16 protein-coding genes are annotated in these 23,180 nt (G+C 73.9%); 12 read left to right on the forward strand and 4 right to left on the reverse strand.

Features of this window, described 5'->3' with window-relative positions; translation table 11 throughout:
• Positions 1–126: 126 nt before the first annotated feature.
• Positions 127–1,443 carry a glutamate-1-semialdehyde 2,1-aminomutase gene (gene hemL, locus WME89_RS52915; protein ID WP_438007074.1) on the reverse strand — a complete coding sequence of 439 codons (1,317 nt, stop codon included), beginning with the start codon at positions 1,441–1,443 and terminating at the stop codon, positions 127–129.
• A 345-nt stretch (positions 1,444–1,788) separates the two neighbouring features.
• Here hemL and WME89_RS52920 point away from each other — a divergent pair, with 345 nt between their 5' ends.
• Positions 1,789–3,282 carry a serine/threonine-protein kinase gene (locus tag WME89_RS52920; protein WP_438007075.1) on the forward strand — a complete coding sequence of 498 codons (1,494 nt, stop codon included), beginning with the start codon at positions 1,789–1,791 and terminating at the stop codon, positions 3,280–3,282.
• Between the two features lie 191 nt (positions 3,283–3,473).
• On the opposite strand, the gene WME89_RS52925 is transcribed toward WME89_RS52920, so the two are convergent.
• The gene (locus WME89_RS52925) at positions 3,474–4,037 is read right to left on the reverse strand and encodes a GNAT family N-acetyltransferase (RefSeq protein WP_438007076.1); all 564 of its coding nucleotides are present in this window, start codon (positions 4,035–4,037) and stop codon (positions 3,474–3,476) included.
• Between the two features lie 106 nt (positions 4,038–4,143).
• Between WME89_RS52925 and WME89_RS52930 the strand changes: the two genes are divergently transcribed.
• The gene (locus WME89_RS52930) at positions 4,144–4,770 is read left to right on the forward strand and encodes a hypothetical protein (RefSeq protein ID WP_438007077.1); all 627 of its coding nucleotides are present in this window, start codon (positions 4,144–4,146) and stop codon (positions 4,768–4,770) included.
• Positions 4,771–4,893: 123 nt separating this feature from the next.
• Here the strand turns inward: WME89_RS52930 and WME89_RS52935 are convergent, their stop codons facing one another.
• A complete protein-coding gene (locus WME89_RS52935; protein WP_438007078.1) occupies positions 4,894–5,862 on the reverse strand; it encodes a hypothetical protein in 969 nt (322 codons plus the stop codon).
• Positions 5,863–6,660: 798 nt separating this feature from the next.
• Here WME89_RS52935 and WME89_RS52940 point away from each other — a divergent pair.
• The 4 genes from WME89_RS52940 (at position 6,661) to WME89_RS52955 (ending at position 12,553) form a co-directional block, all read left to right on the forward strand.
• On the forward strand, positions 6,661–7,737 hold the full coding sequence (locus tag WME89_RS52940; protein ID WP_438007079.1) for a PEGA domain-containing protein: 1,077 nt from the start codon (positions 6,661–6,663) through the stop codon (positions 7,735–7,737).
• 14 nt (positions 7,738–7,751) lie between these two features.
• Entirely contained in the window at positions 7,752–9,347 is a 1,596-nt protein-coding gene (locus WME89_RS52945; RefSeq protein WP_438007080.1) for a hypothetical protein, read from the forward strand.
• A 39-nt stretch (positions 9,348–9,386) separates the two neighbouring features.
• On the forward strand, positions 9,387–10,925 hold the full coding sequence (locus tag WME89_RS52950) for a hypothetical protein (protein WP_438007081.1): 1,539 nt from the start codon (positions 9,387–9,389) through the stop codon (positions 10,923–10,925).
• A gap of 824 nt (positions 10,926–11,749) precedes the next feature.
• On the forward strand, positions 11,750–12,553 hold the full coding sequence (locus WME89_RS52955; protein ID WP_438007082.1) for a DUF4142 domain-containing protein: 804 nt from the start codon (positions 11,750–11,752) through the stop codon (positions 12,551–12,553).
• Positions 12,554–12,791: 238 nt separating this feature from the next.
• Here the strand turns inward: WME89_RS52955 and WME89_RS52960 are convergent, their stop codons facing one another.
• Positions 12,792–14,234 carry an aldehyde dehydrogenase family protein gene (locus WME89_RS52960; RefSeq protein WP_438007083.1) on the reverse strand — a complete coding sequence of 481 codons (1,443 nt, stop codon included), beginning with the start codon at positions 14,232–14,234 and terminating at the stop codon, positions 12,792–12,794.
• Positions 14,235–14,313: 79 nt separating this feature from the next.
• Between WME89_RS52960 and WME89_RS52965 the strand changes: the two genes are divergently transcribed.
• The 6 genes from WME89_RS52965 (at position 14,314) to WME89_RS52990 (ending at position 23,157) form a co-directional block, all read left to right on the forward strand.
• Positions 14,314–15,735 carry an aminotransferase class III-fold pyridoxal phosphate-dependent enzyme gene (locus WME89_RS52965; RefSeq protein WP_438007084.1) on the forward strand — a complete coding sequence of 474 codons (1,422 nt, stop codon included), beginning with the start codon at positions 14,314–14,316 and terminating at the stop codon, positions 15,733–15,735.
• Positions 15,732–16,733, forward strand: coding sequence for a hypothetical protein (locus WME89_RS52970; protein ID WP_438007085.1), 1,002 nt, complete (start codon positions 15,732–15,734; stop codon positions 16,731–16,733). Before WME89_RS52965 ends, WME89_RS52970 begins: the two co-directional genes overlap by 4 nt.
• Positions 16,734–17,098: 365 nt before the next feature.
• Positions 17,099–18,175, forward strand: coding sequence for a formylglycine-generating enzyme family protein (locus tag WME89_RS52975; RefSeq protein ID WP_438007086.1), 1,077 nt, complete (start codon positions 17,099–17,101; stop codon positions 18,173–18,175).
• Between the two features lie 121 nt (positions 18,176–18,296).
• Complete coding sequence (locus WME89_RS52980; RefSeq protein WP_438007087.1) at positions 18,297–19,748, forward strand: protein kinase domain-containing protein; 1,452 nt, start codon at positions 18,297–18,299, stop codon at positions 19,746–19,748.
• A gap of 74 nt (positions 19,749–19,822) precedes the next feature.
• Complete coding sequence (locus tag WME89_RS52985) at positions 19,823–20,860, forward strand: hypothetical protein (RefSeq protein WP_438007088.1); 1,038 nt, start codon at positions 19,823–19,825, stop codon at positions 20,858–20,860.
• Between the two features lie 5 nt (positions 20,861–20,865).
• Positions 20,866–23,157 carry a DUF2169 domain-containing protein gene (locus tag WME89_RS52990; RefSeq protein WP_438007089.1) on the forward strand — a complete coding sequence of 764 codons (2,292 nt, stop codon included), beginning with the start codon at positions 20,866–20,868 and terminating at the stop codon, positions 23,155–23,157.
• Positions 23,158–23,180 lie beyond the last annotated feature (23 nt).

Below are 23,180 nucleotides of genomic sequence, written 5' to 3' on the forward strand. Positions count from 1 at the left end.
CTCCGTGCTGCGCACTCCAGGAACACCACGTCATCTGGGCTCAGACACCAGCCTGTCCCCCACGCCGCGCGGCGGCCTCCCCCGCCGGGGGCCTGAGCTCTTCGTGGGGGGGACGGGGGTGAGGCGTTAGCTGGCGAGCGCCTCGCGGGCGGCGGCGACGGTCCGGTCGATGTCCTCTTCGGTGTGCGCCCCGCTCAGGAACGCCGCCTCGTACTGCGACGGGGGCCAGTAGACGCCGCGCGCCAGCATGCCCGCGTGGAAGGCGCTGAAGCGCTTCGTGTCGGAGGTGGACGCGTCGGCCCAGGAGCGGACCGGGCCCTTCGTGAAGAACAGCGTGATCATGGAGCCGACCCGCTGGACGCACGCCGCCACGCCGGCGCCCTCGGCCGCGGCCCTGAGCCCCTCCTCGAGCGACGCGCCGAGCTTCTCGAGCCGCTCGTAGAGATCGGGGGTGAGGCGCTCGAGCGTCGCGAGCCCCGCCGAGACGGCGAGCGGGTTGCCGCTGAGCGTGCCCGCCTGGTACACGGGGCCGAGCGGCGAGACGACGCGCATCACGTCGGCGCGGCCGCCGTAGGCAGCGAGGGGCATGCCGCCGCCGACGACCTTGCCGAGCGTGGTCAGGTCCGGCCGGAGGCCGAAGCGCTCCTGCGCGCCGCCGCGGGCGAGCCGGCAGCCGGTCATCACCTCGTCGAAGATCGAGAGCGCGCCGTGCTTGCGGCAGAGGTCGATGACGAGGGCGAGGAAGCCGGGCGCCGGCGGGACGCAGCCCATGTTGCCGACGACGGGCTCGAGGATGACCGCGGCGATCTCCCCGCCGCGCGCGGCGAAGGTGGCCTCGAGGGCGGCCGGGTCGTTGTAGGGCAGCGACAGCGTGGAGCGGGCGACGCTCTCGGGGACGCCGGCGGAGTCGGGCGCGCCGAAGGTGGCGAGCCCGCTGCCTGCCTTGACCAGCAGGTGGTCGGCGTGGCCGTGGTAACAGCCCTCGAACTTGATGATGGCGTCGCGGCCGGTGAAGCCGCGCGCCACGCGGATGGCGCTCATCGTGGCCTCGGTGCCGCTCGAGACGCAGCGCAGCATGTCGATGCTCGGGTAGAGCTCGCGGATCTTCTCGGCGAAGAGCACCTCGAGCTCGGTCGGCGCGCCGAACGAGAGGCCGCGGAGGGCGGCCTCGCGGACGGCCTCGACCACGGCGGGGTTCGCGTGGCCGAGGATGGCCGGCCCCCAGGAGCCGACGTAATCGATGTACTCGGCCCCGTCGGCGTCGAACAGCCGCGCTCCCTGCGCGCGGGCGATGAAGAGGGGGTCGCCGCCGACGGCGCGGAAGGCGCGCACCGGGCTGTTCACGCCGCCCGGCAGGACGGCGGCGGCGCGGTCGAACAGGGCTTTGGAGGCCGGGGCTCGGCCCCCGCGGGCAGGCGGAGGAGCGCTGGTCGCGTTCGTCATCGTGATCCGGCCATAGCAGGGGCACGGCGGGGGGGCGACGCGGATCGCGGCCGGGGCGCGGGTCCGCCGGGTCGCGGGGCCGGGTGCGGTCGCGGGGCCGGAGCTCGTTCCGCGGGTCGCGGTCGCGGGGCCGGAGCTCGTTCCGCGGGGCGCGGAGCGTGGCCGCCGGGAGCGAGCGCGGGGCGATGGCCGGCGGCGCGCGCCTCCTCCGGCCCACACGATCCTTTGCGGCGCGGTCGCGCTTGGCTATGGTGAGCGCCTGGAGAGAGGGGGCCGCGATCTGCGGCCCGGGCTGCTCCTGGGGACCGCGGTCGCGGCTCCCCGAGCATCAGCATCTGGTGAGCCATGCGGATCTCCGAGGACCCCGCTCCGGGGCAGCGTCTCGGGCGATATGAGCTTCTGCGCCTCATCGGCGAGGGCGGGATGGCCCAGGTGTGGGCCGCGCGCATGGAGGGCTCCCGCGGCTTCCACAAGGTCGTCGCGCTGAAGACGCTGATCCCGGCGCTCGCGCGCGATCCGCAGTTTCAGCGCATGTTCCTCGACGAGGCGAACCTCGCCTCGAAGATCCATCACCGCAACGTGGTCGAGATCCTCGATCTCGGCGACACGGACGGCGTGCTCTTCCTCGTGATGGAGTGGATCGACGGGCAGACGATGCAGCGGCTGCTCAGGCCTGGCCTGCGCCCGATGCCGATCTCCCCGGCGGTCGCGGCGCGCGTCGTGGCCGACGCGGCGCACGGGCTGCACGCGGCGCACGAGCTCCACGACGAGCGCGGGGTGCCGCTCGGCATCGTGCACCGCGACGTCTGCCCGCAGAACATCCTCATCGATCGCGACGGCACGGTGAAGGTGGCCGATTTCGGGATCGTGAAGGCGTTCGAGCGGCTGGGCGACACGACGCAGACCGGCGAGATCAAGGGCAAGGGCGAGTACATGTCGCCCGAGCAGGCGCAGGGGTACCCTGTCGATCGCCGCTCGGACATCTTCTCGCTCGGCGTGGTGCTCTTCGAGGCGGTCACGGGCGCGCTGCCCTTCCAGGTGCTGCACGACCTCGTGCTGCCGCAGACCGGGGTGCCGGAGCCGCCGCGCCCCACGCTCATCGCGCCGCAGTGCCCGCGCGATCTGGAGGAGATCATCCTGAAGGCGCTCGCGCGCGACCCGCGGCAGCGCTTCCAGACGGCGGGCGAGATGGCGAGCGCGCTGGAGGACTTCCTGATGCGCAGGTCGGGCGTGATGACGACCGCGCAGGTGGCGGAGCTCCTGGTCGCGCGCTGCGGCGACGCGATGGAGGAGGAGCGGCAGAAGATCGCGGGCGCCACCGCCCCGCAGCAGCGCCCGGGGTGGCGGCCCAAGCCAGGCGCGACGCTGAGCGCGGGGCCGGCCTCCGACGGCCGGCAGCGGGCCGCGCGGACGGACCCGCGGCGGGGGATCGGGGGGCTGATGCGCGCTGGCAGCGACGCGCTTCGCCCGGTGGCGCTGCCGTGGCTCGTCGCGTCGGTGTCCACGGGGGTGGCCGTCGCGGCGCTCATGTTCGTCGCGCTGAGCCGGCCGCGGGAGCACCGGCCGCTCGTGGATCCGATCGCGGTGCAGGTCCTCCCGAACGCCGCGGTGGTGCGGCTGAACGACGTGGTGCTCGGCGTCGGCAGCCAGATCATCGCCCGGCCGAAGCCGGGGGTTTCCCTCTCGGTGGAGGCGCGGTCGAGCGAGGGCGTCTCGGAGACCGTGGAGATCACGTCGGAGTCCCCGGCGCGGATCCAGCTGAACCTGGAGCGCAAGGGCGAGCGCCCGCCCGTGGTCCCGGCGCCGCCGGGCAGCGGGGGAGCGCCCGCGGCGAAGTAGTCGCGGGCGGTCTGAACTGGCCGCGGGCGCTCTGAAGTGGCCGCGGGCGGTCTGAACTGGCCGCGGGCGCTCTGAAGTGGCCGCGGGCGGTCTGAACTGGCCGCGGGCGCTCTGAAGTGGCCGCGGGCGCTCTGAAGTGGCCGCGGGCGCTCTGAAGTGGCCGCGGGCGCTCTGCCGCGGCGAACGCGGGGTCAGGTCGCGGCGGCCCCGAGCTCGCCGCGCAGCAGCCCGTAGACGGCGGTGTCGGTGAACCGCCCGTCGTAGTACCAGTTCTGGCGGTGCTGCCCCTCGCGCGTGAAGCCGAGCCGCTCCAGCACGCGCGCGGAGGCGCGGTTCTCGGGGTCGAGCTGCGCCTCGACGCGATGGAGATCCATCGACTCGAAGCCGAAGCGGAGGATGGCGCGCAGCGCCTCCGTCATGATCCCTCGGTTCCAGTGCGCGGGCAGGAGCTCGTACCCGATCTCGGCCCAGCGGTGGGGCTTGTTCCAGCGCCAGAATCCTCCGCTCCCGACGAGCTCTCCGCTCTCGGCGAGGGTGATGCCCCAGCGGATCGACGTGTTCTCGCGGACGCCGGCGATCACGACGGCGATGCGCTGCTCCGAGTCGGCGAGCGACGTGTCGGGCCCGCGGCCGGCGTAACGCACCACCTCCGGGTCCGACTGGATGAGGAAGACGCGCTCGGCGTCGCCGGGCTCGAGCGCGCGGAGCCGGAGGCGAGGTGTCGTGAGGACGGGGAACGGATCGAACGAGGCCATCGGCGGATGGCACCAGCGGAGGTCGCCGGACGTCAAGCGCGGTGCCCGGCGCCGCGGGCTTGACGGCGTCGCACCCTCGTTCGAAACCTGCCGGGGAGGACTTCGCATGGCGCCGCTCGAGGATCTGCGTCCGGAGCAGCTCACCGCGATCGATGTGGCGGAGGAGGGCGCCGCGATCGCGATCGAGCTGGCGGAGGGGAGCGCCGCGATCGGGGTGGCGGAGGAGAGCGCCGCGATCGAGGAGCTGGCGGCGGGCGCCGCGATCGAGCTGGAGGACAGCGCTGCCGGCGGCGAGCGCGTCGCAGGGGCCGGGGCGCCGGGGCGCCGCGTCCGCTTTGCCCGCGGGGTCTCCGAGCTGCCCGGCGATCATGCCGTGGTGGTGTTGCACGAGGACACGATCCTGCGCTGGCGGCCCGCGCCGAGCCGGCCGGAAGGCGCGCTCGCGCGGCTCTGCGAGGTGGCCGTGGGCGCGGCGATCGCGGTCGAGCACGGGGGCTACTGGGACGAGGGGCTCGTCCTCGGCCGCGTGGTGCGCCCGGCGCGCGCGGGCGGCTTCCGGGTGGATGGCGACGTGGAGCACTATCCATCCATCGCCGAAGCCGAGCGAGCGCACGGCCCGCTCGAGGCGGGCGATCCGCAGGACCCGCCGGCGAGGACCGGCGACCCGGCGTTCGAGCTGGGCGAGCCGCTCGGCCGCGACGCGCGCGGGGTCGTCCGCAGGACGAGGAGATAGCCGCGGCGTGCACCCCCGCAGGCGCGCTGCCCCGCGGGCGCCCTGGCTTGCCGCGTGGGTCAACCGAGCTCGCCGAGCGGGAGGGGGATGGAGGAGCGCCGCGGGCGAGCGCGCGCGCCCGGATCAGGCGATGCTGATGACGGGCGGCACGACGGGAGCGGCTTCGGGCTTCACGGTGCCGGCATCCGGCTTCGTGTCGCCCTTCTCGGGCCGGGGAGACGCCGGCGCGGAGCGCGTCGCCGTGTACAGGTTGGGGAAGCGGCCCTCGGGATCGTCGTAATAGAAGAGGAACCGGCCGACGCGAACGGCCTCGTCGTAATGGCGGAAGAGCAGCTTGGCGGTGCGCGCCTGGTAGCCTTTCCAGAGCGTCTGGTCGGGCGTCGTCGTGGCGCCGAGCAGGCGGAGGATCTGTTCCGCCAAGGCGCTCGCTTCCGTCTCGTCCTCGCCGCGGAAGTTCCGCTTGTCGTCCTTTATCGCCTGGCGGTGCTTCCGGTACATGTCGGCGGCGGCGGACAGGTCGTTGGCGAGGTCGAGGTGGCCGCTGCCCGCGCGCAGGTGCGCGAGCTGCGCTGTCGCCTCCGCGTCGCCGTCGAGGTGGTACTCGAGCGTCTTCAGCATGCGCGCGCGCGTCTCGTAGGCGCGCTCGACGAGGGAGGGCGGGAGCGCCGCGCCGGAATGCGTGGCCGAGGTGAGGAGGAGCTTGTGCCGGGCGAACCATGTCGCCCACGCGACGCTCTCGAGCCCCTCGAGCAGCGCGGCGTCGAGCGCGCCCGCCGCGGCGATGGCGGCGATGCGCTGGCGCAGCTCGGGCGCGGAGAGCGCCTTGGCCACGCCGATGGCCTGCACGGCCGCCGCCTGGAGATCGATCCGCGGCGTCTCCAGTCCGGCGAGCGGCATCGCGTCGAGGTCGGGCTTCACGCGCTGAAAGGCCGCCTCGGCGATATGGATCTGGGTGGGCTCGACGGCGGGTGTCCCTGATTTCTTCGGGCTTTTGGGCTTGGACATGAACGCAAGGACTAAGTCGCGCCAGCGCGAGTGTCGCGGGCGAGCACGAAATGGGCGCGATTCAGGAACATGATCGTGCGGTTGCACGTCGGCAGCGAGGCTATCGCAGAGAGCATGGGGAACGAACGTTGTGATCGGGGAGCGGGACATCGAGCTGAGCACCCCGGCGGGAGGAGCAGACGGTGCTTCGGCCGGTGCCTCGGCTGACCGATGGCGGAGGACGCTGCGACCTTGCGCGAAGCGCGCGGTGCTTCGGCGCAGGTGGTGCGGGACGTGGCGTGAAGCGCGCGGGGCTTGGCCGGAGGTGGTGCGGGACGTGGCGTGAAGCGCGCGGGGCTTGGCCGGAGGTGGTGCGGGACGTGGCGTGAAGCGCGCGGGGCTTGGCCGGAGGTGGTGCGGGACGTGGCGTGAAGCGCGCGGGGCTTGGCCGGAGGTGGTGCGGGACGCTCGGGGAAGTGCGCGGGGCTTGGCCGCAGGTGGTGCGGGACGCTCGGGGAAGTGCGCGGGGCTTGTCCGGAGGCGGTGCGGCTCGTTGCGCGCAGGCGTTCAGGTTGCTCGGATGCCTACAGGATGCCCCTGAGAAGCGGGCAGAGCTGCGGCAGCCGATCCGCGGACCAGCGGATGGGAGACGGATCGCCTCGCGGCATCACGGCAGGCATTCTCAGTGACGGTGCTGTGTCAAGCGGAAAAAGCGCGGTCGATGGGGCACCTCGACGCGCGCGCACGGTCGCCGCCGCCGGGACGGACCAGGTGTTCCGCCATCAGGCCGTTTCTTGTCATCCAAAGCGTTGATTCGTGGCGATTTCCAGCCGTTGTCGCTCTACGGCGGCCGTACGTACCGTTCGTGCCATGCGTCTCGTCGCGCAATCGTTGTGGGTATGCCTGATGCTTGGCGTCGCGATCGGCCTCGCGCCTCCGATCCGCGCGGAGGACCGCGCTCCGGCGCCCGGACGAAGCGACGGTTCGGCCTTCAAGGAGCACCTTCGCCGCGCCAAGCGCGCTCGCGCACAGGGACGGTGGGCCGAGGCCGCTGGCGCCTACAAGGCTGCTTTCGCGGCGGCCGACACGGCGTCTACCACAGAGAGGGAACGCGCCGAGATCGCCGGGGAGCTCGGGCTCTGTGAGCTCGCGCTGCGCGAGTACCGTGACGCGGCGGAGCACCTGGCGTGGAGCCTCGAGCAGGGCCTCGAGCATCACGATGCGCTGTCTCCTGCGCAGTACGAGCGATTCTCGGAGGGGCTGCGCAAGGCAGAGCCGTTCGTCGGGACGCTCATCGTGGCGGTGGATCCACCGGACGCCGAGGTGATCGTCGACGGCACGCCCCGCAGCCGGACCGTGCGAACCCACCGGCTGTTCCTCGATCCGGGCCAGCACGTGGTGCGGGCCCGAGCGACGGGCCGGGAAGAAGCGCTGCACGTGATACAGGCCGTGGCGGGCGCGCGGCACGAGATCGCGACCGTGCTGCCGCGCGCGGCGGCGAGCGGCGCCAAGGAGACCGCGCCGGCGAAGCCGAAGCCCGTGAGCGCCGCGCCCGCTGCGCGCGCCGAGGCTCCCGGGCCGCTCTCGTCGTGGCCGGGGACGCTGCGCATCGCCGGCATCGGCCTGACCACGGCGTCAGCCTCCTTCGGCGTCCTGTTCATGGTCCACGCGAGGGCAGCCGACGGCGATCTCGCGGAGCTCAACGGTAAGCTCGACGATCTGGGGGTGACGTCGTGGGCGTGCCGGGAACCATCGCCCCCTGCGACGTGCTCCGAGCTGTCGCGCCTCCGGCGGCAGCGAGATCAGTTCGCCGCGCTCGGCACGGGGCTGGTGGTGGCGAGCGGCGTCCTCGGGGCCGCGACCATCGCCTCGTTCTTCACCGATTTCGGCCTCGGCCAGGCTGAGCCCAGGAGAGACAACGTCGCGCTGTCGCCGATGGCCGCTCCGGGACAGATCGGCCTCGTGGCGCACGGGGTGTGGTGATGAGGAGCAAGCAGGTGCGTTTTCTCCCGTGGCGACGCGGCGTTCGGCTGTGCGCCTTGCTGGCCTTCTCGACGGGCGGTGCGGGCGGGCTCTCCGGGTGCATGTACGCGGAGGACTGCGACGACGAGCGGATGTGCCTCGCACCGCCGAAGTCGCGGTGCGAGGTGATCGAGCCCGGCGCGGGTCCCGTGATGGACGAATGCGGGGTGTTCGTCAGGGCGAGCGCGCCCGAGGACGCGCCGCGCGCTGGGTCGCGGGCGGAGCCGTTCACGTCGCTGCAAGACGCGATCGTGGCGGCGCGAGCGCGGGGCCTGCGCCACGTCTACGCGTGCGGCGAGACGTTCCAGGAAGAGGTCACCCTGACGTCGGGGATCCACCTCTGGGGCGCCCGTCGCTGCGATGACGGCGGCTGGTCGTACGCGTGGGGGTTCGACGGGCCGAACGAGCCGACGGTCATCGCGCCGCCGGAGGGGATCCCGCTGCGGGTCGTCGGGGACGATGCCGCGACGTCGGTGATCTTCGGCGTGCGCGCCGTGGCGGCCGACGCCTCGGCGCGCGATGGCAAGTCGTCGATCGCGATGATCTTGAGCCAGGGGGCCAGGGCGATCGTGCGGGCGGGCGCGATCGTCGCCGGCAACGGCAAGGAGGGGGAGCCGGGCGAGGACATGCCCAGCGAACGGGCGACGGACGGCCTGGTGGGGAACGACGGCGCGGACGCCTGCACGGCCGACTTCGCCATGGGCGCGCTTCCGGTCGTGACCGCATGCGACGGCGGCATCGAGTCCGTGGGAGGCTACGGCGGTGACGGCGGGCTCGACGCGGGGAGCGACGGGGAGCCGGGGCAGCCGGAGCCGGCGGAGAACCCGGAGGGCAAAGGCCTCGCAGGGGTCGGCGCGGACCTCACGCCATGCAGCGATGGGGCAGAAGGCGCAATAGGCGCCGACGCCGGTCGCGCGGACGGCGCGGTGGGTGCAGGCCACATCGACATCGACGGCTGGATCGGCGTCCGGGGCGAGCATGGGAAGCGCGGCGGCGCCGGCCAGGGGGGCGGCGGCGGCGGTGGCAGCAAGTCGCGTGGCCCCATGGTCGCCTGCCGGGCAGGCGGCCCCCAGGGGGGAGCGGCGGGCGGCTCGGGCGGCAGCGGCGGCTGCGGCGGTCGAGGCGGCGGCGGCGGCGGTTATGGGGGGGCGAGTCTCGGCATCATCGCGTTGCAGGGGAGCGTGCTCACGCTCGAGGCGACGAAGGTGCTCGCGGGCCATGGCGGCCACGGCGGGGTGGGCGGCACGGGCCAGCCGGGCGGCGTTGGTCGAGCGGGCGGGGACGGTGGAAAGGGCCCTGGTGGCTCGTGGCATGCGTGCGATGGCGGCACGGGGGGCGATGGTGGCCGCGGAGGGGATGCCGGCGGTGGTCTCGGGGGTCCCTCGATCGGCGTTGCGTCCCTGGGCGCGACCGTGACCATCGCCTCCAGTGCGACCCTCGACCACGGCGCCGGCGGAGAAGGAGGGCCCGCAGGGAACGCAGCGCCGCATGAAGAAGAGGGCAAGGGCGCGCCGGGCGACGCCGTGCCCTACCGCCAATTCGATGGCCCCGACCCCCTGCCACCCCGTTGAGCGCGCCGAGGCGCGCCACCCAACCTCCAGGGAGCAACGATGCGAATCGCGAGAACGATGTACCTGGTGCCCGCGCTGCTGCTCGTCGTGGCCGGCTGCGGCACCACGCCTGGCCCCCTCGACGCCGGCGGAACGGGGTGCGACGCCGGCTCGTCGTGCCCAGGCGAGCCGCCGCTGGAGTCGGTGTGCCTCGAGCGCCTCGCCGCTGATGTGCTGGAGGACGGTTGCGGGGTGTTCGTCGCGGGTTCCTTCGGCAACGGGGACGATGCGAACCCCGGCACGAGGGACAAGCCCGTGCGCACGCTCCAGCGCGGCGTCGAGCTCGCGCGTACCGGACGAGGACGCGTCTTCGCGTGCGACGACGGCTTCTACGATCCGCTCACGCTGCCATCCGGCGTCGATCTCATCGGGGGATACAGCTGCTTGTTCTGGCACCGTGAGCCTGGCCTCCGCCCGATGCATCAGGCGACGCACAACGCGGACATCCTCCTGACCGTCGTGCCGGCGAGCGACGGAGACACGGGCGCCGCGGACGGGGTATCGACGATCGTCGACATGCGATTCACGTCGCACGGGCCGATCACCATGCTGGTGCGCTCGGGCACGGCCGTGGAGCTCATCCGAACCTACTTTCGCGCGTCGCGCGGCTGGGGAGGGGGAGACGGCGAGAAGCGGCCCTGGCCGTACACGGCCGAGCAAGGCCCCAACGGGGTGTACGGGGGCGACGCGTGCTCCGCGACCACCGTTCCCGGCGGCGCCGAGGCGGTGAACCCGTGCGAGGGGGGGCTCCCGAGCACCGGCGGCAAGGGGGGCGACGGCCTCCCCGATGGCGCCGGCGATGGGGACGACGGGCAACCCGACGTGGCATCGCACCCCGGCGCAGGGAGCGGGGGACGCGGGAACGTGACCGGTGTCGGATGCTCCAGCGGGGCCCCCGGGGCCCCCGGCGCGCTCGGGAACGTCGGCGCACCTGGCCAGGGCATCGGGCGTGTCGGCGAGACCGGATGGGAGGGCGACAAGGCCGGCGACGGCACCTGGGGCATGCCGGGCCAGGGCGGCGGCGGCGGCGGCGGAAGGCGAGGCGGGCTCTCCGCGTGCGGCGTGGCCTCGAAGGGAGGCGCCGGCGGCGGCTCCGGCGGCGCCGGCGGCTGCGGCGGCCAAGGCGGCCGCGGGGGCGGGAACGGCTACCCGAGCATCGGGATCATCGCGCTCCACGCGAAGCTCACCGTGCGCGAGAGCGTGATCGAAATCAGCGGCGGCGGGCCGGGCGGCGACGGAGGGCCGCCCCAGGGAGGCGGCAAAGGCGGCCGAGGCGCGTCGGGGGGCGCCGTGGGGGACGGCACGTGGTCCTGCAGCGGGGGCACCGGCGGCCGAGGAGGCGACGGCGGCTACGGCGGCCCAGGGCGCGGCGGCGACTCGATCGGCATCGCCTACCTCGACGAGGACCAGCTCACGCTGGAGGGCGTCACCTTCGAGCTGGGTCCGCCGGGCGAGGGCGGCGTGAGCTGGGACGTGAACGGCGACGAGATCCGAGCAGAGGACGGCAACGCCGTCGAGACGCTTCGATTCCCCGAATAGTCCGGATCAGCTGCGCCAACCGCGGCGGCTCGCTGTACCTCCTCTCAGCGTGTCACCCGGGTCGAGCGAGCGCGATGGCCATGTGTACAGGCCATCCCGGGGAATGAACGTGGGAGGTCGCCTCACCGGGTGACGGAGCGGAGAGGGCCTGTCGGGCGAGGGAGAGCGGTGCTTCACTTGAAGCGTTCTTCGCGCGCATTCTGTTGACACCTCTCCTCATGCCGTGGAGTGGCGTGCTCACGCTGCGATGGGGGGTGTCATGGGCAGCGCTCGGACCGCGCACGTGATGGACAGCGCTGCTCCAGCGCATCGTCGCGCGACAGGCGCGCGCCGCCATCGTGGGCCCAACGGGCGTGCTGTGCGCGCCGCCGCCGCCATCCTTCGGCGTCATGCCGGCTCGCCCGAGCTCCAGGCCGCTGCACGAGACCCCGTCTCGGACCTTGTGCGAGGCTGGAGCACCGAAGCGCACGATGTCGTCGTCGCGCCGGAGCGCGGGTGAGCGTCCTCCCGAAGGGGTCCGCTGAGGCAGATTCGCTCTCACTGTTGCAATTTGCCCCAGTGTGAGGGCATACGATCGCACGAATTCGCCGGAAAAGCCTGCTGTCGCCTTGTGCACTGATCTTGCACACGGGCCGGCACCTAAACCCACGTTGAGGAGGTCCTTACCTATGGTCGCATCGCGCAACGTTCTCGTCGTCACGCTCGGTCTTGCTCTCGGTGTCGGTTGCTCCAGCCAACCCGCGGCGAATGATCCGAGCACGGCGACCGGAGCAACGCCGCCGCCGACCCAGCCCGCTCCTGTGGCGCCGCCGCCCGCGACCGACATGACGACGCCCCCGGCGTCGCAGCCGGGCACGGACGCGCAGGCGGGGACGCAGACCGGGACAACCACCAGCACGACGCCGAGCGCGCCCGCCGAGGCGCCGCTCACGGACGAGCAGATCGTCGCCGTGCTCGACGCCGCGAACAAGAAGGAGATCGACGAGGCCCAGCTCGCGCAGACGAAGGCCAAGCACAAGGACGTGAAGGCCTACGCGAGGGTCATCACCCAGCACCACACCGAGGCCAAGGCGAAGCAGGCCAAGCTGGTCAAGAAGCTCGGCATCACCGCGGCGGACTCGGACAAGAGCAAGCAGCTCACCACCGAGACGCAGCAGGCGGTCGACCAGCTCAAGGGGCTGCAGGGCGCTGATTTCGATCAGCAGTTCGTGGCCATCATGATCCAGGACCACCAGAAGACGCTCGACCTGCTCGACAAGCGGGTCCTGCAGGACGCGAAGAACGCCGAGCTGAAGACGCTGATCGAGAAGGACCTCCGGCCGACGATCGAGAAGCACCTCAAGGACGCCGAGGCGCTCGTGCAGAAGCTCGGCCCGGCGGGCACGGGCGCGACCGGCGCGACCGGCGCGACGGGCACCCAGGGCGGCGCGACCGGCGCGACGGGCGCCGGCGCTCAGGGCGGCACGACCGGCGGGCAGCGCGCCGCCGGCGCGCAGTCGGGGAACCAGGCCGGCCAGACCGGCGTGACCGCGGGGAGCCCGGGCGGCCAGGGCGGCGTGCAGCCGCCGGCGGCGACCCCGGCCGCGGGCGCCGGCGCTGGCACGAAGGGCGCCGGGACGACGAAGTAGTCGATCGCGAAAGGCCCACGGCTTCGTCGCGAGACGAAGCTTGTCGAGATGAAGCAACGCGCGCAGCGGGTCTGTGGACCGGCTGCGCGCGTTTCTGTCTCTGCGACCGGCACAGAGCGGCGGTCACCCGCACAGGAGACGGGTCCAGATCGGCGTTTTCGGCGCGCAGGCGTACTCCTGTACGCCGAGCACCGAAAACGTCGAGATGGGCCCGTATCCGAAGCGGGTGACCGCCGCTCTAACTCAGCGCCACCCAGACCGACTTCAGCTGCGTGAGCTCGTCCAGCACCGCGCGGCCGTTCTCCCGCCCGAAGCCGGACTGCTTGTACCCGCCATAGGGGCTCGCCGCGTCGAAGCGGTTGTACGTGTTGATCCAGATCGTGCCCGCCGCGAGGCGCGCGGCCAGCGCGTGCGCCTTGCCGACGTCGCGCGTCCAGATGCCCGCCGCGAGGCCGTACTCGGTCGCGTTCGCGAGGCGCGCGGCCTCCTCCACGTCGTCGAAGGGGATGACCGCCAGCACGGGGCCGAAGATCTCCTCGCGGGCGATGCTCATCGACTCCGAGACCGCCGAGAACACCGTCGGCTCGACGTAGAACCCCGGGCCCTCGCGGCGCCCGCCCACCTCGCGGCGCGCCCCCTCGGCCGCGCCGCGGTCGATGTAGCCGAGCACCTTCGTGAAGTGCGCCTCCGAGACGAGCGGGCCGAGCTGCGTCGACGGATCGAGCGGATCGCCGGCGACCAGCTTGCGCGCGCCGCGCGTGACCGTCTCCAGCACGCGATCGTGCACCGACCGCTCGACGAGGAGCCGGCTCCCCGCCGTGCAGAGCTCGCCCTGGTTGTAGAAGATGGCCGTCACCGCGGCCTTCGCGGCGCTCTCCACGTCCGCGTCCGCGAAGAGGATGTTGGGGCTCTTGCCGCCGAGCTCCAGCGACAGCTTCTTCAGCGTGCCCGCCGCCGCGCGCATGATCGTCCGGCCCGTGTCCGTGCCGCCCGTGAACGAGATCTTCGCGACCCCCGGGTGCTCCACGAGGGCCGCGCCCGCCTCCTCGCCGTGGCCGGTCACCACGTTGACGACCCCCGGCGGCACCCCGGCCTCCGCGAGGATACGGGCGAGCTCCAGCGTCGTGAGGCTCGCCTCCTCCGGCGGCTTGACCACCACCGTGTTGCCCACGGCGAGCGCCGGCGCCACCTTCCGCGCCGCGAGCAGCAGCGGGAAATTCCACGGGATGATCGCGCCGATGACGCCGAGCGGCTCGCGCACCGTGTAGTTCAGGAAGGGGCCCCGGACCGGGATCGTCTCGCCGCCGAGCTTCGTCGCCCACCCGGAGAAGTAGAAGAACGTGTCCGCCGTGCGCGGCACGTCGATGGTCCGCGCGGCCGTGATCGGCTTGCCCGTGTCGACGGCCTCGAGGCGCGCGAGCTCGTCGCACCGCGCCAGGATCAGCTCCCCCGCCTTCCACAGGATGCGGGCGCGCTCGTTCGGATCCATCGCGGCCCAGCGCGGGAACGCCGCGCGGGCGGACGCCACGGCGGCGTCCACGTCCTCGCGGCGGCCGCGGGCGAGCCGCGCGAGCGCCCCGCCGGTCGCGGGGTTCGCGGTCTCGAACGTCTCGCCGGAGAGCGCTTCCCTCTCGGCGTTGTCGATCCAGAGCTTCTTCTCGGTATCGCGCGTCTCGGACATGCCTTCGTCGTAAACCCGCAGGCCCGGGCTCGGCAAGCGGCGATGACACGGGCCCTGTCGTGCGGGATACTCGAGCTACATGGACTTCTCCGACCGTCCCACGCTGCCGTCCGTCCCTCCGCGAAGAGTCGTCACCGAGCTGCCCGGGCCGAAGGCGCGCGCGTGGATGGCGCGCGGCGGCTTCGACATGCAGTCGCGCTACCGCGCCGTCGTGATGGACGACACGGCCAGCCGGGGGTGCTCGCTGGTCGACGTGGACGGCAACGTGTTCCTGGATCTTTTCGCGAACTTCGCGCTCGGGGCGCTCGGCTACAACCACCCGGCGCTGGTCGAGGTGGCGCACGGCGAGGCCTTCATCCGCGCCGTCGCGAACCCGACGTCGACGCCGTTCGTGACGACGCCGGCCTGGTTCGAGTTCGTGGAGGCGCTCGAGCAGCGGTACGCCCCGCGCGGCATGGCGCGCGTCTTCTGCGTCGACGCGGGGGGCGAGGGCGTCGAGTCGGCGATCAAGGCGGCGTTCATCCGGCACGGCGAGCGCCGGCGGGAGGCGTCGGGGCTGCCGAGGAACCCGCTGGAGCTCCCGGAGGATCAGCAGAAGAGCATCCTCGACAACGCGGGGACCGACGCGGTCGTCGTGTCGTTCGCCGGCGCGTTCCACGGCCGCGGCCTCGGGCCGATGTCCGCGACGCACTCGAAGGTGATCCACAAGGCCGACCTGCCCGCGTTCCCGTGGCCCACGGCGCCGTTCCCGGCGAGCCGCTTCCCGCTCGCGCGCTTCGCCGACGAGAACGACCGCGCCGAGGCGGAGGCGCTCGCCGACCTCGAGCGGGTCCTCGACGCGCACGAGGGCAGGGTGGCCGCCTTGATCGTCGAGCCCGTGCAGTCCGAGGGCGGCGACCGGCACGCGAGCCCGGTCTTCTTCCGCCGCGCGCAGGAGCTCGCCGATAAGGCGGGCGCGGCGTTCATCCTCGACGAGGTGCAGACCGGCCTCGGGATCAGCGGCACGCTCTGGGCGCACGAGCAGCTCGAGCTGCCGCGCCCGCCCGACCTCATGTGCTTCGGCAAGAAGATGCAGATGGGCGGGTTCTTCGCGACCTCGGCGTACGACGTCGCGCAGTTCGGGCGCATGTACCAGACGCGCAACGGCGACCGCGCGCGCGCCGCGGTCGCGCTGGCGACGCTGCGCACGATCGAGTCCGAGGACCTGCTCGGCAACGTGCGCGCGACGGGCCGCTACTTCCTGGCGCGGCTCGAGGAGCTCTGCGAGCGCTACCCCGCGCTCGCGAGCGAGCCGCGCGGCCGAGGCTTCCTGCTCGCGTTCGACCTGCCGACGACGGCGGCGCGCGACGACTTCCTCGGGCGCGCGCTGCGCCGCGGGGTGTTCGCGAGCTACACGGGGACGCGCTCGGTGCGGCTCCGGCCGCACCTCATCACGACGCCGTCGGACGTCGACGAGGCGGTGGCCGTCTTCGACGCCGTGCTGCGCGAGATGGCGGGATGATCGTCGACCCCCGCGACGTCTGCCCCGCGGAGGGGCCGGAGAAGGTCGCGCGGGCGCTCGCGCAGTTCTCCCTGGAGGAGGTGACGGACCGCGCGGCGTTCGACGAGGGCTACCGCGCGCTCGACGGGTTCTTCGGGCCGAAGGGCGAGCTCGAGCGTCACGAGGTGCTCGCGGCGTGGCTCGCCGGGGCCCACACGGACCCCGCGGCGCCGATCGTCATGACGTACCACATGCTGATCGCGCGCGGCGTCGACGACGGGCGCTTCGCCGGCGTGCGCGACTGCTACATCACGCTCGACCGCGCGGCGCGGCGCTGCGTGGCGCTCCTGTCGCACGCGCTCGTGCTCCCGGAGCATCGCCGCAGCGGCCTCGCCGCCCTGCTGCGCGCGGCCCCCGCCACGCTCGCGCGCCGGGCGCTCGCCGCGGCGGGGCTCGGCGAGGCGGCGGGCGGCGCGGAGCGCGCAGAGGTGCTGCTCGCCGCCGAGATGGAGGCGGTCGATCCGGACGACCGCGACACCGCCGTGCGGCTCTTCGCCTACGGCCGCGCGGGGTTCGCGGTGATCCCGCCGGCGGTGCTCCCGTACGCGCAGCCCGATTTCCGCGACACGGCGGCGCTCGGCGTGACGCCGGTGCCGGTGCCGCTCATGGCGGTGGTGCGCCAGGTGGGCGAGGAGGAGCGCGGCGATATCTCTCGCGGCGGGGCCGCGTCGTTCCTGCGGCACTACCAGGCTGCCCACGTGCGCGAGGTCGACCCGGCGCACCTCGTCCCGATCCGCGAGAACGCGCTCTCCCGCCTGGCCGCGTTCGCGGGCGAGCGCGTCCCGCTGGTCCGGATCCCGCGAGGGCCCGCGGAGATCGCGGCCTTCGCGCCGCTGCTCAGGAGCGTTGTGATGCCGCTGTACCCGCCGGCGTGGCGCGGGAAGGCGCCGCTCGACGAGCCGGAGCGGGAGCTCGAGCGGCTCGTCGCGGCGTGGTCCGGCGGCGAGGGGGGAAGCTAGCACCGCTGCGGAAGTCGCCCCCGATCAGGAGACAACCCGCCATGGCGCCGAGGCCGACCGAGGGAGAGGGGAAGGGCTGTCCCGGCGCTTCCTCCTCCCACTCCCCATCTCGCTGGTTTCCTGGCGATTTCGGCGTCATGGCAGCTCGCTTCCCAGCCCGACTTCCCGCAGTAGAGCCAGCGCGCCGCCTGAGCTCGTTCGCTTGATCTCGCTTGATCGAGGGGTGGGACACCAGCGCTCCTCATTCCTATCCATTTCCTCTTCCAACGCTGTTCTCTGCTATCTGCCAGTATTTCGTCCATGCCAGCGCTATCGCAGGGACAGCACGGCACGGCGCCGTGGTGGCGTGAACGGTCAGGAGAGCGATGATCAGGGCAGGAGACGTGAGGCGGCTGGGGGCGGTGTGGGCCTTGCTGGCCGGCGGGTGTACGGCGCTCGCGGGGTTGGACAGGGAGTATTTCGTCGTGGGGGGCGAGACCACCGGAGCAGAGGGGGGAGGCGGCGGCGAGGGCGGCGCGGGGGGCGAGGCCGGCGCGGGGGGCGAAGCCGGCGGCGGAGGAGGTGAGCCGAGCAGGCCGAGCTGCCGTGATCTGCCGACCCATTGCGGGCTGTCCGAAAATGAAGATTGCTGTGCGGCCGAGCTGGTTCCCGCAGGGACCTTCAACCGGACCGGCGACCCGGGCACTCCTGCTCCGGCCACGGTGAGCGACTTCTGGCTGGATCGGTTCGAGGTGACGGTGGGGAGGTTCCGGGCGTTCGTGGACGCCTATCCCGACAGCCGTCCGGCCAGCGGGGCGGGAGCACACCCAGCGATCGAGGGGAGCGGCTGGGACGCCGCGTGGGACGGGGAGCTGCCTGCGGACCGGGCCGGGCTGATCGCGTCCCTGGACTGCAGCGAGCAGTACGCGTACGAGACGTGGACGGACAGCGCGGACGCGAACGAGACGCTGCCGATCAACTGCCTGAGCTGGTTCATGGCGTTCGCGTTCTGCGCGTGGGACGGGGGCCGGCTGCCCACGGAAGCGGAGTGGGGCTACGCGGCGGCGGGCGGTGACGAGCAGCGGGTGTATCCGTGGTCGGATCCGCCGGACGACACGACCCTCGATGTGCGCCGGGCGTCGTATGAATGCGCGGCGGATGGGGCACCTGAATGCTGGTTCGCAGATATCCTGCCCGTCGGGTGGACATCGCCGCTGGGTGACGGGAAGTGGCGTCACGCGGACATGGCGGGGAACATGTGGGAGTGGCTGCTGGACTGGCGCGGGACGTATCCAGAGCCGTGCGACAACAGCTGTGCCCAGCTGACGCCGGCGACGGCGCGGGTCTACCGCGGCGGGACCTGGGACGCCGCCAAAGACTACCTTTCCCCTTACAGGCGCGGCGGCGCTGAACCGGCGGGGGGCTGGCACAACCAGGGGGTCCGCTGCGCGAGGACGCCGTGACTGCGCAGGTCGGGGGTATCGGGGGTAGGCGACATCTCGATGGCTTGTCTCTGAAGTTCTGGCCGATCGCGTGATCCCGGCCGTCCTTGACGCTATCGTCCGTTCACGGCAGTCTGCTGCAGTGTCGGCTACTTTCGTCGAGGGCACGGTCTTCGCACGCCGCTATCGCGTGGTGAGGCTCATCGCCACGGGGTCGATGGGCGCGGTGTACGAGGTGGTGCACCTCGGGACGGAGCGGCGCCGGGCGCTCAAGGTCATGCACGCGCACCTCTTCGCGCAGGCGGACATGCGCGATCGGTTCCTGCGCGAGGCGCGGATCGCGGCCAACGTGCAGAGCGACCACATCGTCGATGTCTTCGACGCCGACGTCGACGAGGCGACCGGGATGCCCTTCCTCGTCATGGAGCTGCTCCGCGGCGAGTCGCTGGGCGATCGCGTCGAGCGCCTCGGCGGCCTGCCGCCCGGCGAGGCGATGATTTACCTCCACCAGACCGCGCTGGCCCTCGACCAGACGCACGCGGCCTCCATCGTGCACCGGGACCTGAAGCCGGAGAACCTCTTCATCACGCAGCGGCAGGACGGGACGCCGTGCGTGAAGATCCTCGATTTCGGCATCGCGAAGCTCGTCGTGGAGGGCTCGAACGCGGCCGGCGCCACGCGCACCCTCGGGACGCCGCTCTACATGGCGCCGGAGCAGTTCCGCTCCCGCTCGCGGCTCACGGGCGCGGCGGACGTCTATGCGCTCGGCATGATGGCGTACACGCTGCTCGCGGGGATCCCTTACTGGGGCCCGGAGGCGAGCAGCGCAGAGGACGTGATCGCCTTCGCGCTCATCGCCTCCCGCGGCCCCGAGGAGCCTCCGGTGCAGCGGGCGCGCGCGCAGGGCGCGGCGCTGCCGCCGGGCTTCGACGCGTGGTTCGCGCGGGCCACGGCGATGGACCCTGCCGCGCGGTTCCAGACGGCGACGGAGGCGGTGCGGGCCCTCGGCGCGGTGCTCGACGCGGGGGCGAGCGTCGGGGTGCCGGCGGCGTTCTCGAGCGCGCCAGTCTGGCCCGGCGTGGCCGCCGCGGTGACGGGCGCCGTGCCGGCGGCGAGCTCGAATCCGGAGCGCGAGCGCGCCGCTTCGCCGGAGAGGCCGCCGGTCCCGTTCGCGGGGACGTCGATGGGCGCGGCCGTCTCCTCCTCGGTGCCGGCGCGGCGGCAGGGCAGGGGAGCGCTCGTCGCGGCCGTGGCGTCGCTCGGGGTCGCGGCGCTGGGCGTGGGGGGCTGGCTCGCGCTGCGGCCGAGGAGCGAGGGCGCGCCGGCGCAGGCCGGGGCGCCGGAGATCGCCGCGGTGCGCGCGGAGGAGGCGGGCGCACCGCCGCCCTCGACCGCGCGCTCCCCGGCGGCGTTGGAGCCGGCGGTGCAGCCCACGCCCCCCGTGGCCGACGCGAGCGCGGCTCCGCCGGCGCCTGCGAGCGCGAGCGCGGCTCCGCCGGCGCCTGCGAGCGCGAGCGCGGCTCCGCCGGCGCCGGGCACCCAGAGGCCGCCGGCACCGCCGCGATCGCCCCGCCGCCTGTTCGGACGAGACTGAGGGCGATGTCCGCCGCCTCGACGCCGCACGCCCCCGCCGCTCGCTCCTTCACCCGCCGCTGGAAACGCCAGAACATGCCCTCTTCTGCTCGCCGGTGTCCGCTGCTCCTCTGGACCCTCGTCCCGCTCTTCGTGTCCGCTCCGGCGGCGGCGCAGGACATCGCGCCCGCGGAGGTACTCTTCGACCGGGGCCTCGCCGACATGGACGCGGGCCGGTACGAGACCGGCTGCAAGGCGCTCGCGGAGAGCCAGCGCCTCGACCCCCGGCCGGGCACGCTCTTCACGCTGGCTTTCTGCGAGTCGAAGTGGGGCCGCGTCGCGACGGCGGTGACACGCCTCAACGATTTCCTCTCGCTGGTGGAGCGGATGCCCCCGGACCAGCGGGGGCGGCAGGCCGAGCGCGCGGCAGCGGCGCGAGAGGAGCGCGCGCGCCTGGCCCCGCGGGTGCCCGAGCTCGCGCTCGTTTTGCCGCCGAACGCCCCGGCGGGGACGGTGGTGACGCGCGACGGCCAGACGCTGGGCGAGGCCTCGCTGGGCGTCGGGCTGCCCGTGGATCCGGGGGAACACGTGGTGTCGACCCGGGCGCCGGGAGGGCCTGTGTGGGAACGCCGCGTCGCGATCGCGGAGGGCGAGAAGCAGCAGCTGACGCTCGAGGTGAAGGCGCCGCCGGCGGTCCGCGAGGTCGCGCCGCCGCCTCCCGCCTCCGAGGGCGGCGGCGAGGTCTCGTCAGGCCGGCGCGCCGCTGTCTACGTGGCTGGAGGCGTCGGGGCGGCGGGGGTCGTCCTCGGCGGGGTGATGGGGGCGCTCACGTTCGGCAAGAGGTCGGTCGTCGCGGAGCACTGCGGCGCCGGCATCGGGGACAGCCGCGAGGAGGCGTGCGACGTGACCGGGTTCGACGCGACGCGGAGCGCGCGCACGACGGGCCTCGTGAGCACCATCGGCTTCGGGGTGGGGCTCGCCGGGCTGGGCGCGGCGGCGGTGCTCTACTGGACCGAGCCGAAGCAGGACGGCCCGGTGGTCGGCGCGACGCGCGCGGCGCCGCGGTGGGTCGGCGCGGGCGTGATCGCGGCGGGGCCCGGGGCGACGGTGGTCGGCGCTCGAGGGGTGTGGTGAGGGGCGTGGCCCACAGCGCGATCGCGCGCGACCAGGTCGTGGCGCTGCCCGGCGCGGCGGCCGCGGCCGTCGCCTGGCGGTCCCGGGGGCAGCTCAACGTCACCGTGATCGCGAAGGCGACGTTCGCGTTCGCGCCCGACGCGGAGACGCCGCGGGTCGCGCCGCAGGAGATCTTCACGGCGAACGTCCATCACGACGGGAGCCCGCTGAGCAGCGTCCGCTTCACGAGCGATCTCGCCCCCTACCTGGCCCGCGCCGACGTGCTCTTCACGGGGCACGCGTGCGCGCCGCCCGGGACCTCGGTGCAGTCGCTGCCGGTGCGCCTCGCCATGTTCGACCGGGGTCGCGCGGTCCTCGACAAGAGCCTGCTGGTCCAGGACACGACTCCGTTCCACGCGTTGCCCATCGTTTACGAGCGGGCGCACCGCGGCGCGGACGGGCAGGAGAACCCGCTCGGCGTCGACCCGAACGCCGGAAAGGAGCAGCCCAGCGTGCTCGACCCGCTGCGGCCCGAGAGGCCGGCGGGGTACGGCCCGATCGCCCGCGCGTGGCCCGCGCGCAAGCGGCTGCTCGGGGGCACCTCGCCCTCGGCGCTCGAGGGCCCCATTCAAGAGATCCCCGAGCCGTTCGACTGGTCCTACTTCCAGTCAGCGCCGCCCGACCAGTGGATCGATCACCTGCGCGGCGGGGAGTGGCTCGTGCTCCACGGGCTGCACCGGGCGGTGCCTCACCTGAAGATGCGCTTGCCCGAGGCGCGGGGGCTCGCGCGCGTCCACGGGCTCTCCGCCTTCGGGGTGGAGGAGGGGCAGCTGCTCGCGCTGAACGCCGACACGCTGCGCATCGACGGCGAGGAGGAGCGCTGCACGCTCGTGTTCCGGCGCAGCTTCCCCGTCCCGAGCGAGGCAGCGCTCGCGAGCGTGCGCGTCGTCGCGGGGGTCGAGCAGGCCGGAGCGCCGCTCGAGTGGCCGCAGCGGCTCGAGGACCGCGCGCCGCCGTCGCGCGACGCGGCGCCGGCGGTCGGCGCGGCGCCGGCGGTCGGTGCGATCGTGGTGGGCGCGACGGGGCGCGCGCCGCGGGGGCTGACGGCGGCCGCGATGACGGCCGATATCTCGGAGGACGCGCTGGAGGCTGCGTCGCGCCCCGCTCACCCGTTCCGGCCGCAGGGCGCGCCGCTCGCCGTCGTGATCCGCGAGGCGGCGCCTCCGTCGGCGCCGCAGCGGGACACCGCCGCCAGCGCGCCCGGCGGCGAGCCGGGGGTGGCGCCGCTCCCCGCGATCGCTCGCCCGAAGGCGCCGCGCTGGGTCGCCACCACGCAGGATGTCCCGGATCTGCCGGACGAGGCGCTGAGCGGCGCGCGAGCTCTCCCGTTCCAGGAGCCGCCTCCCGGGGCCGCGCCCGCGCTGCCGCCGGTGGTCCCTTCCGCGTCGCGCGCGCGGACCGAGCGCGTCGCCTCGGGCACGCTGGAGGTCTCGGTCGACGAGCCCGCAGGCGCGCAGCCCAGGAGCGCGCTGCCTTTCCCGGGGCCCGCCGTCGCGCCGGCGGCGCCGCCCGCTGTCGCGCCGGCGGCGCCGCCCGTCGCGCCGGCGTGGCTGCCCGCTGCCGCGCCGCCGGGCGCCGCGGACGAGCCAGCGCTCGGCGCCTCGCTGACGGAGGGCTGGGCAGCGCCGGCGCCGAAGCAGTACATCGGTTGGCCGGCCCAGCCGCCCCTGCTGGGCCCCGTCGCCGAGCGCGCGCAGGCCGCACAGAGCGCCCCCTCTCCGGCGCCCGGCACGGTGCCGTATTTCGAGCCGTCCGCGCCCGCGAGCCCGGCGGCGCCGCCCGCGCCCGCGCCCGCGGCGGCCCCGGCGCCCGAGCCCGCGCCACCCGAGCCCGACCCGGCGAGCTTCCCGCTCGAGCGCTTCGCGGCCGTCACCGCCGAGATCGCCGAGGGGCGGGCCCCGCGCGCGGACGTGCTGGCCTCGCACGAGCTCGGCGACCGCGCGTGGAGCGCGATCGACCGCCACTGGGCCGACGCGATCAAGAAGGACGCGGCGCACGGCGCGGGTCGGCTGCGGAGCGCGTACGACAGCGCCTACGTGGCCGCCGTGGAGCGCTTCCGCGGCCCGATCACCCCGGCGGAGTACGCGCGCCTCGTCGTGGCCGTGGAGCGCAAGCAGAGCGCCCCGGTCCTCGACGAGCTCAGGATCCAGCGCCCCGCGCTGATGCACGTGATGCGTCTCTGGACGAAGAAGGCGGCCGCGGACCCGAGGCTCTTCAGCGAGGTGGGCGCCGCGCTCGCCGCGCTGCGGGCGCAGTGACGTGATCGCTTGGAACCACCTTT

The sequence above is a fragment of the Sorangium sp. So ce321 genome, assembly GCF_051530195.1.
Taxonomy (GTDB): domain Bacteria; phylum Myxococcota_A; class Polyangia; order Polyangiales; family Polyangiaceae; genus Sorangium.

What these genes read in the sequence shown, in the direction of transcription:
- WME89_RS52975 (WP_438007086.1), top strand. Translation starts at nt 17,099, where the DNA reads ATGATCAGGGCAGGAGACGTGAGGCGGCTGGGGGCGGTGTGGGCCTTG.
- WME89_RS52950 (WP_438007081.1), top strand. Translation starts at nt 9,387, where the DNA reads ATGCGAATCGCGAGAACGATGTACCTGGTGCCCGCGCTGCTGCTCGTC.
- WME89_RS52965 (WP_438007084.1), top strand. Translation starts at nt 14,314, where the DNA reads ATGGACTTCTCCGACCGTCCCACGCTGCCGTCCGTCCCTCCGCGAAGA.
- WME89_RS52985 (WP_438007088.1), top strand. Translation starts at nt 19,823, where the DNA reads ATGCCCTCTTCTGCTCGCCGGTGTCCGCTGCTCCTCTGGACCCTCGTC.
- WME89_RS52920 (WP_438007075.1), top strand. Translation starts at nt 1,789, where the DNA reads ATGCGGATCTCCGAGGACCCCGCTCCGGGGCAGCGTCTCGGGCGATAT.
- WME89_RS52940 (WP_438007079.1), top strand. Translation starts at nt 6,661, where the DNA reads ATGCTTGGCGTCGCGATCGGCCTCGCGCCTCCGATCCGCGCGGAGGAC.
- WME89_RS52955 (WP_438007082.1), top strand. Translation starts at nt 11,750, where the DNA reads ATGACGACGCCCCCGGCGTCGCAGCCGGGCACGGACGCGCAGGCGGGG.
- WME89_RS52960 (WP_438007083.1), bottom strand. Translation starts at nt 14,234, where the DNA reads ATGTCCGAGACGCGCGATACCGAGAAGAAGCTCTGGATCGACAACGCC.
- WME89_RS52930 (WP_438007077.1), top strand. Translation starts at nt 4,144, where the DNA reads ATGGCGCCGCTCGAGGATCTGCGTCCGGAGCAGCTCACCGCGATCGAT.
- WME89_RS52970 (WP_438007085.1), top strand. Translation starts at nt 15,732, where the DNA reads ATGATCGTCGACCCCCGCGACGTCTGCCCCGCGGAGGGGCCGGAGAAG.
- hemL (WP_438007074.1), bottom strand. Translation starts at nt 1,443, where the DNA reads ATGACGAACGCGACCAGCGCTCCTCCGCCTGCCCGCGGGGGCCGAGCC.
- WME89_RS52925 (WP_438007076.1), bottom strand. Translation starts at nt 4,037, where the DNA reads ATGGCCTCGTTCGATCCGTTCCCCGTCCTCACGACACCTCGCCTCCGG.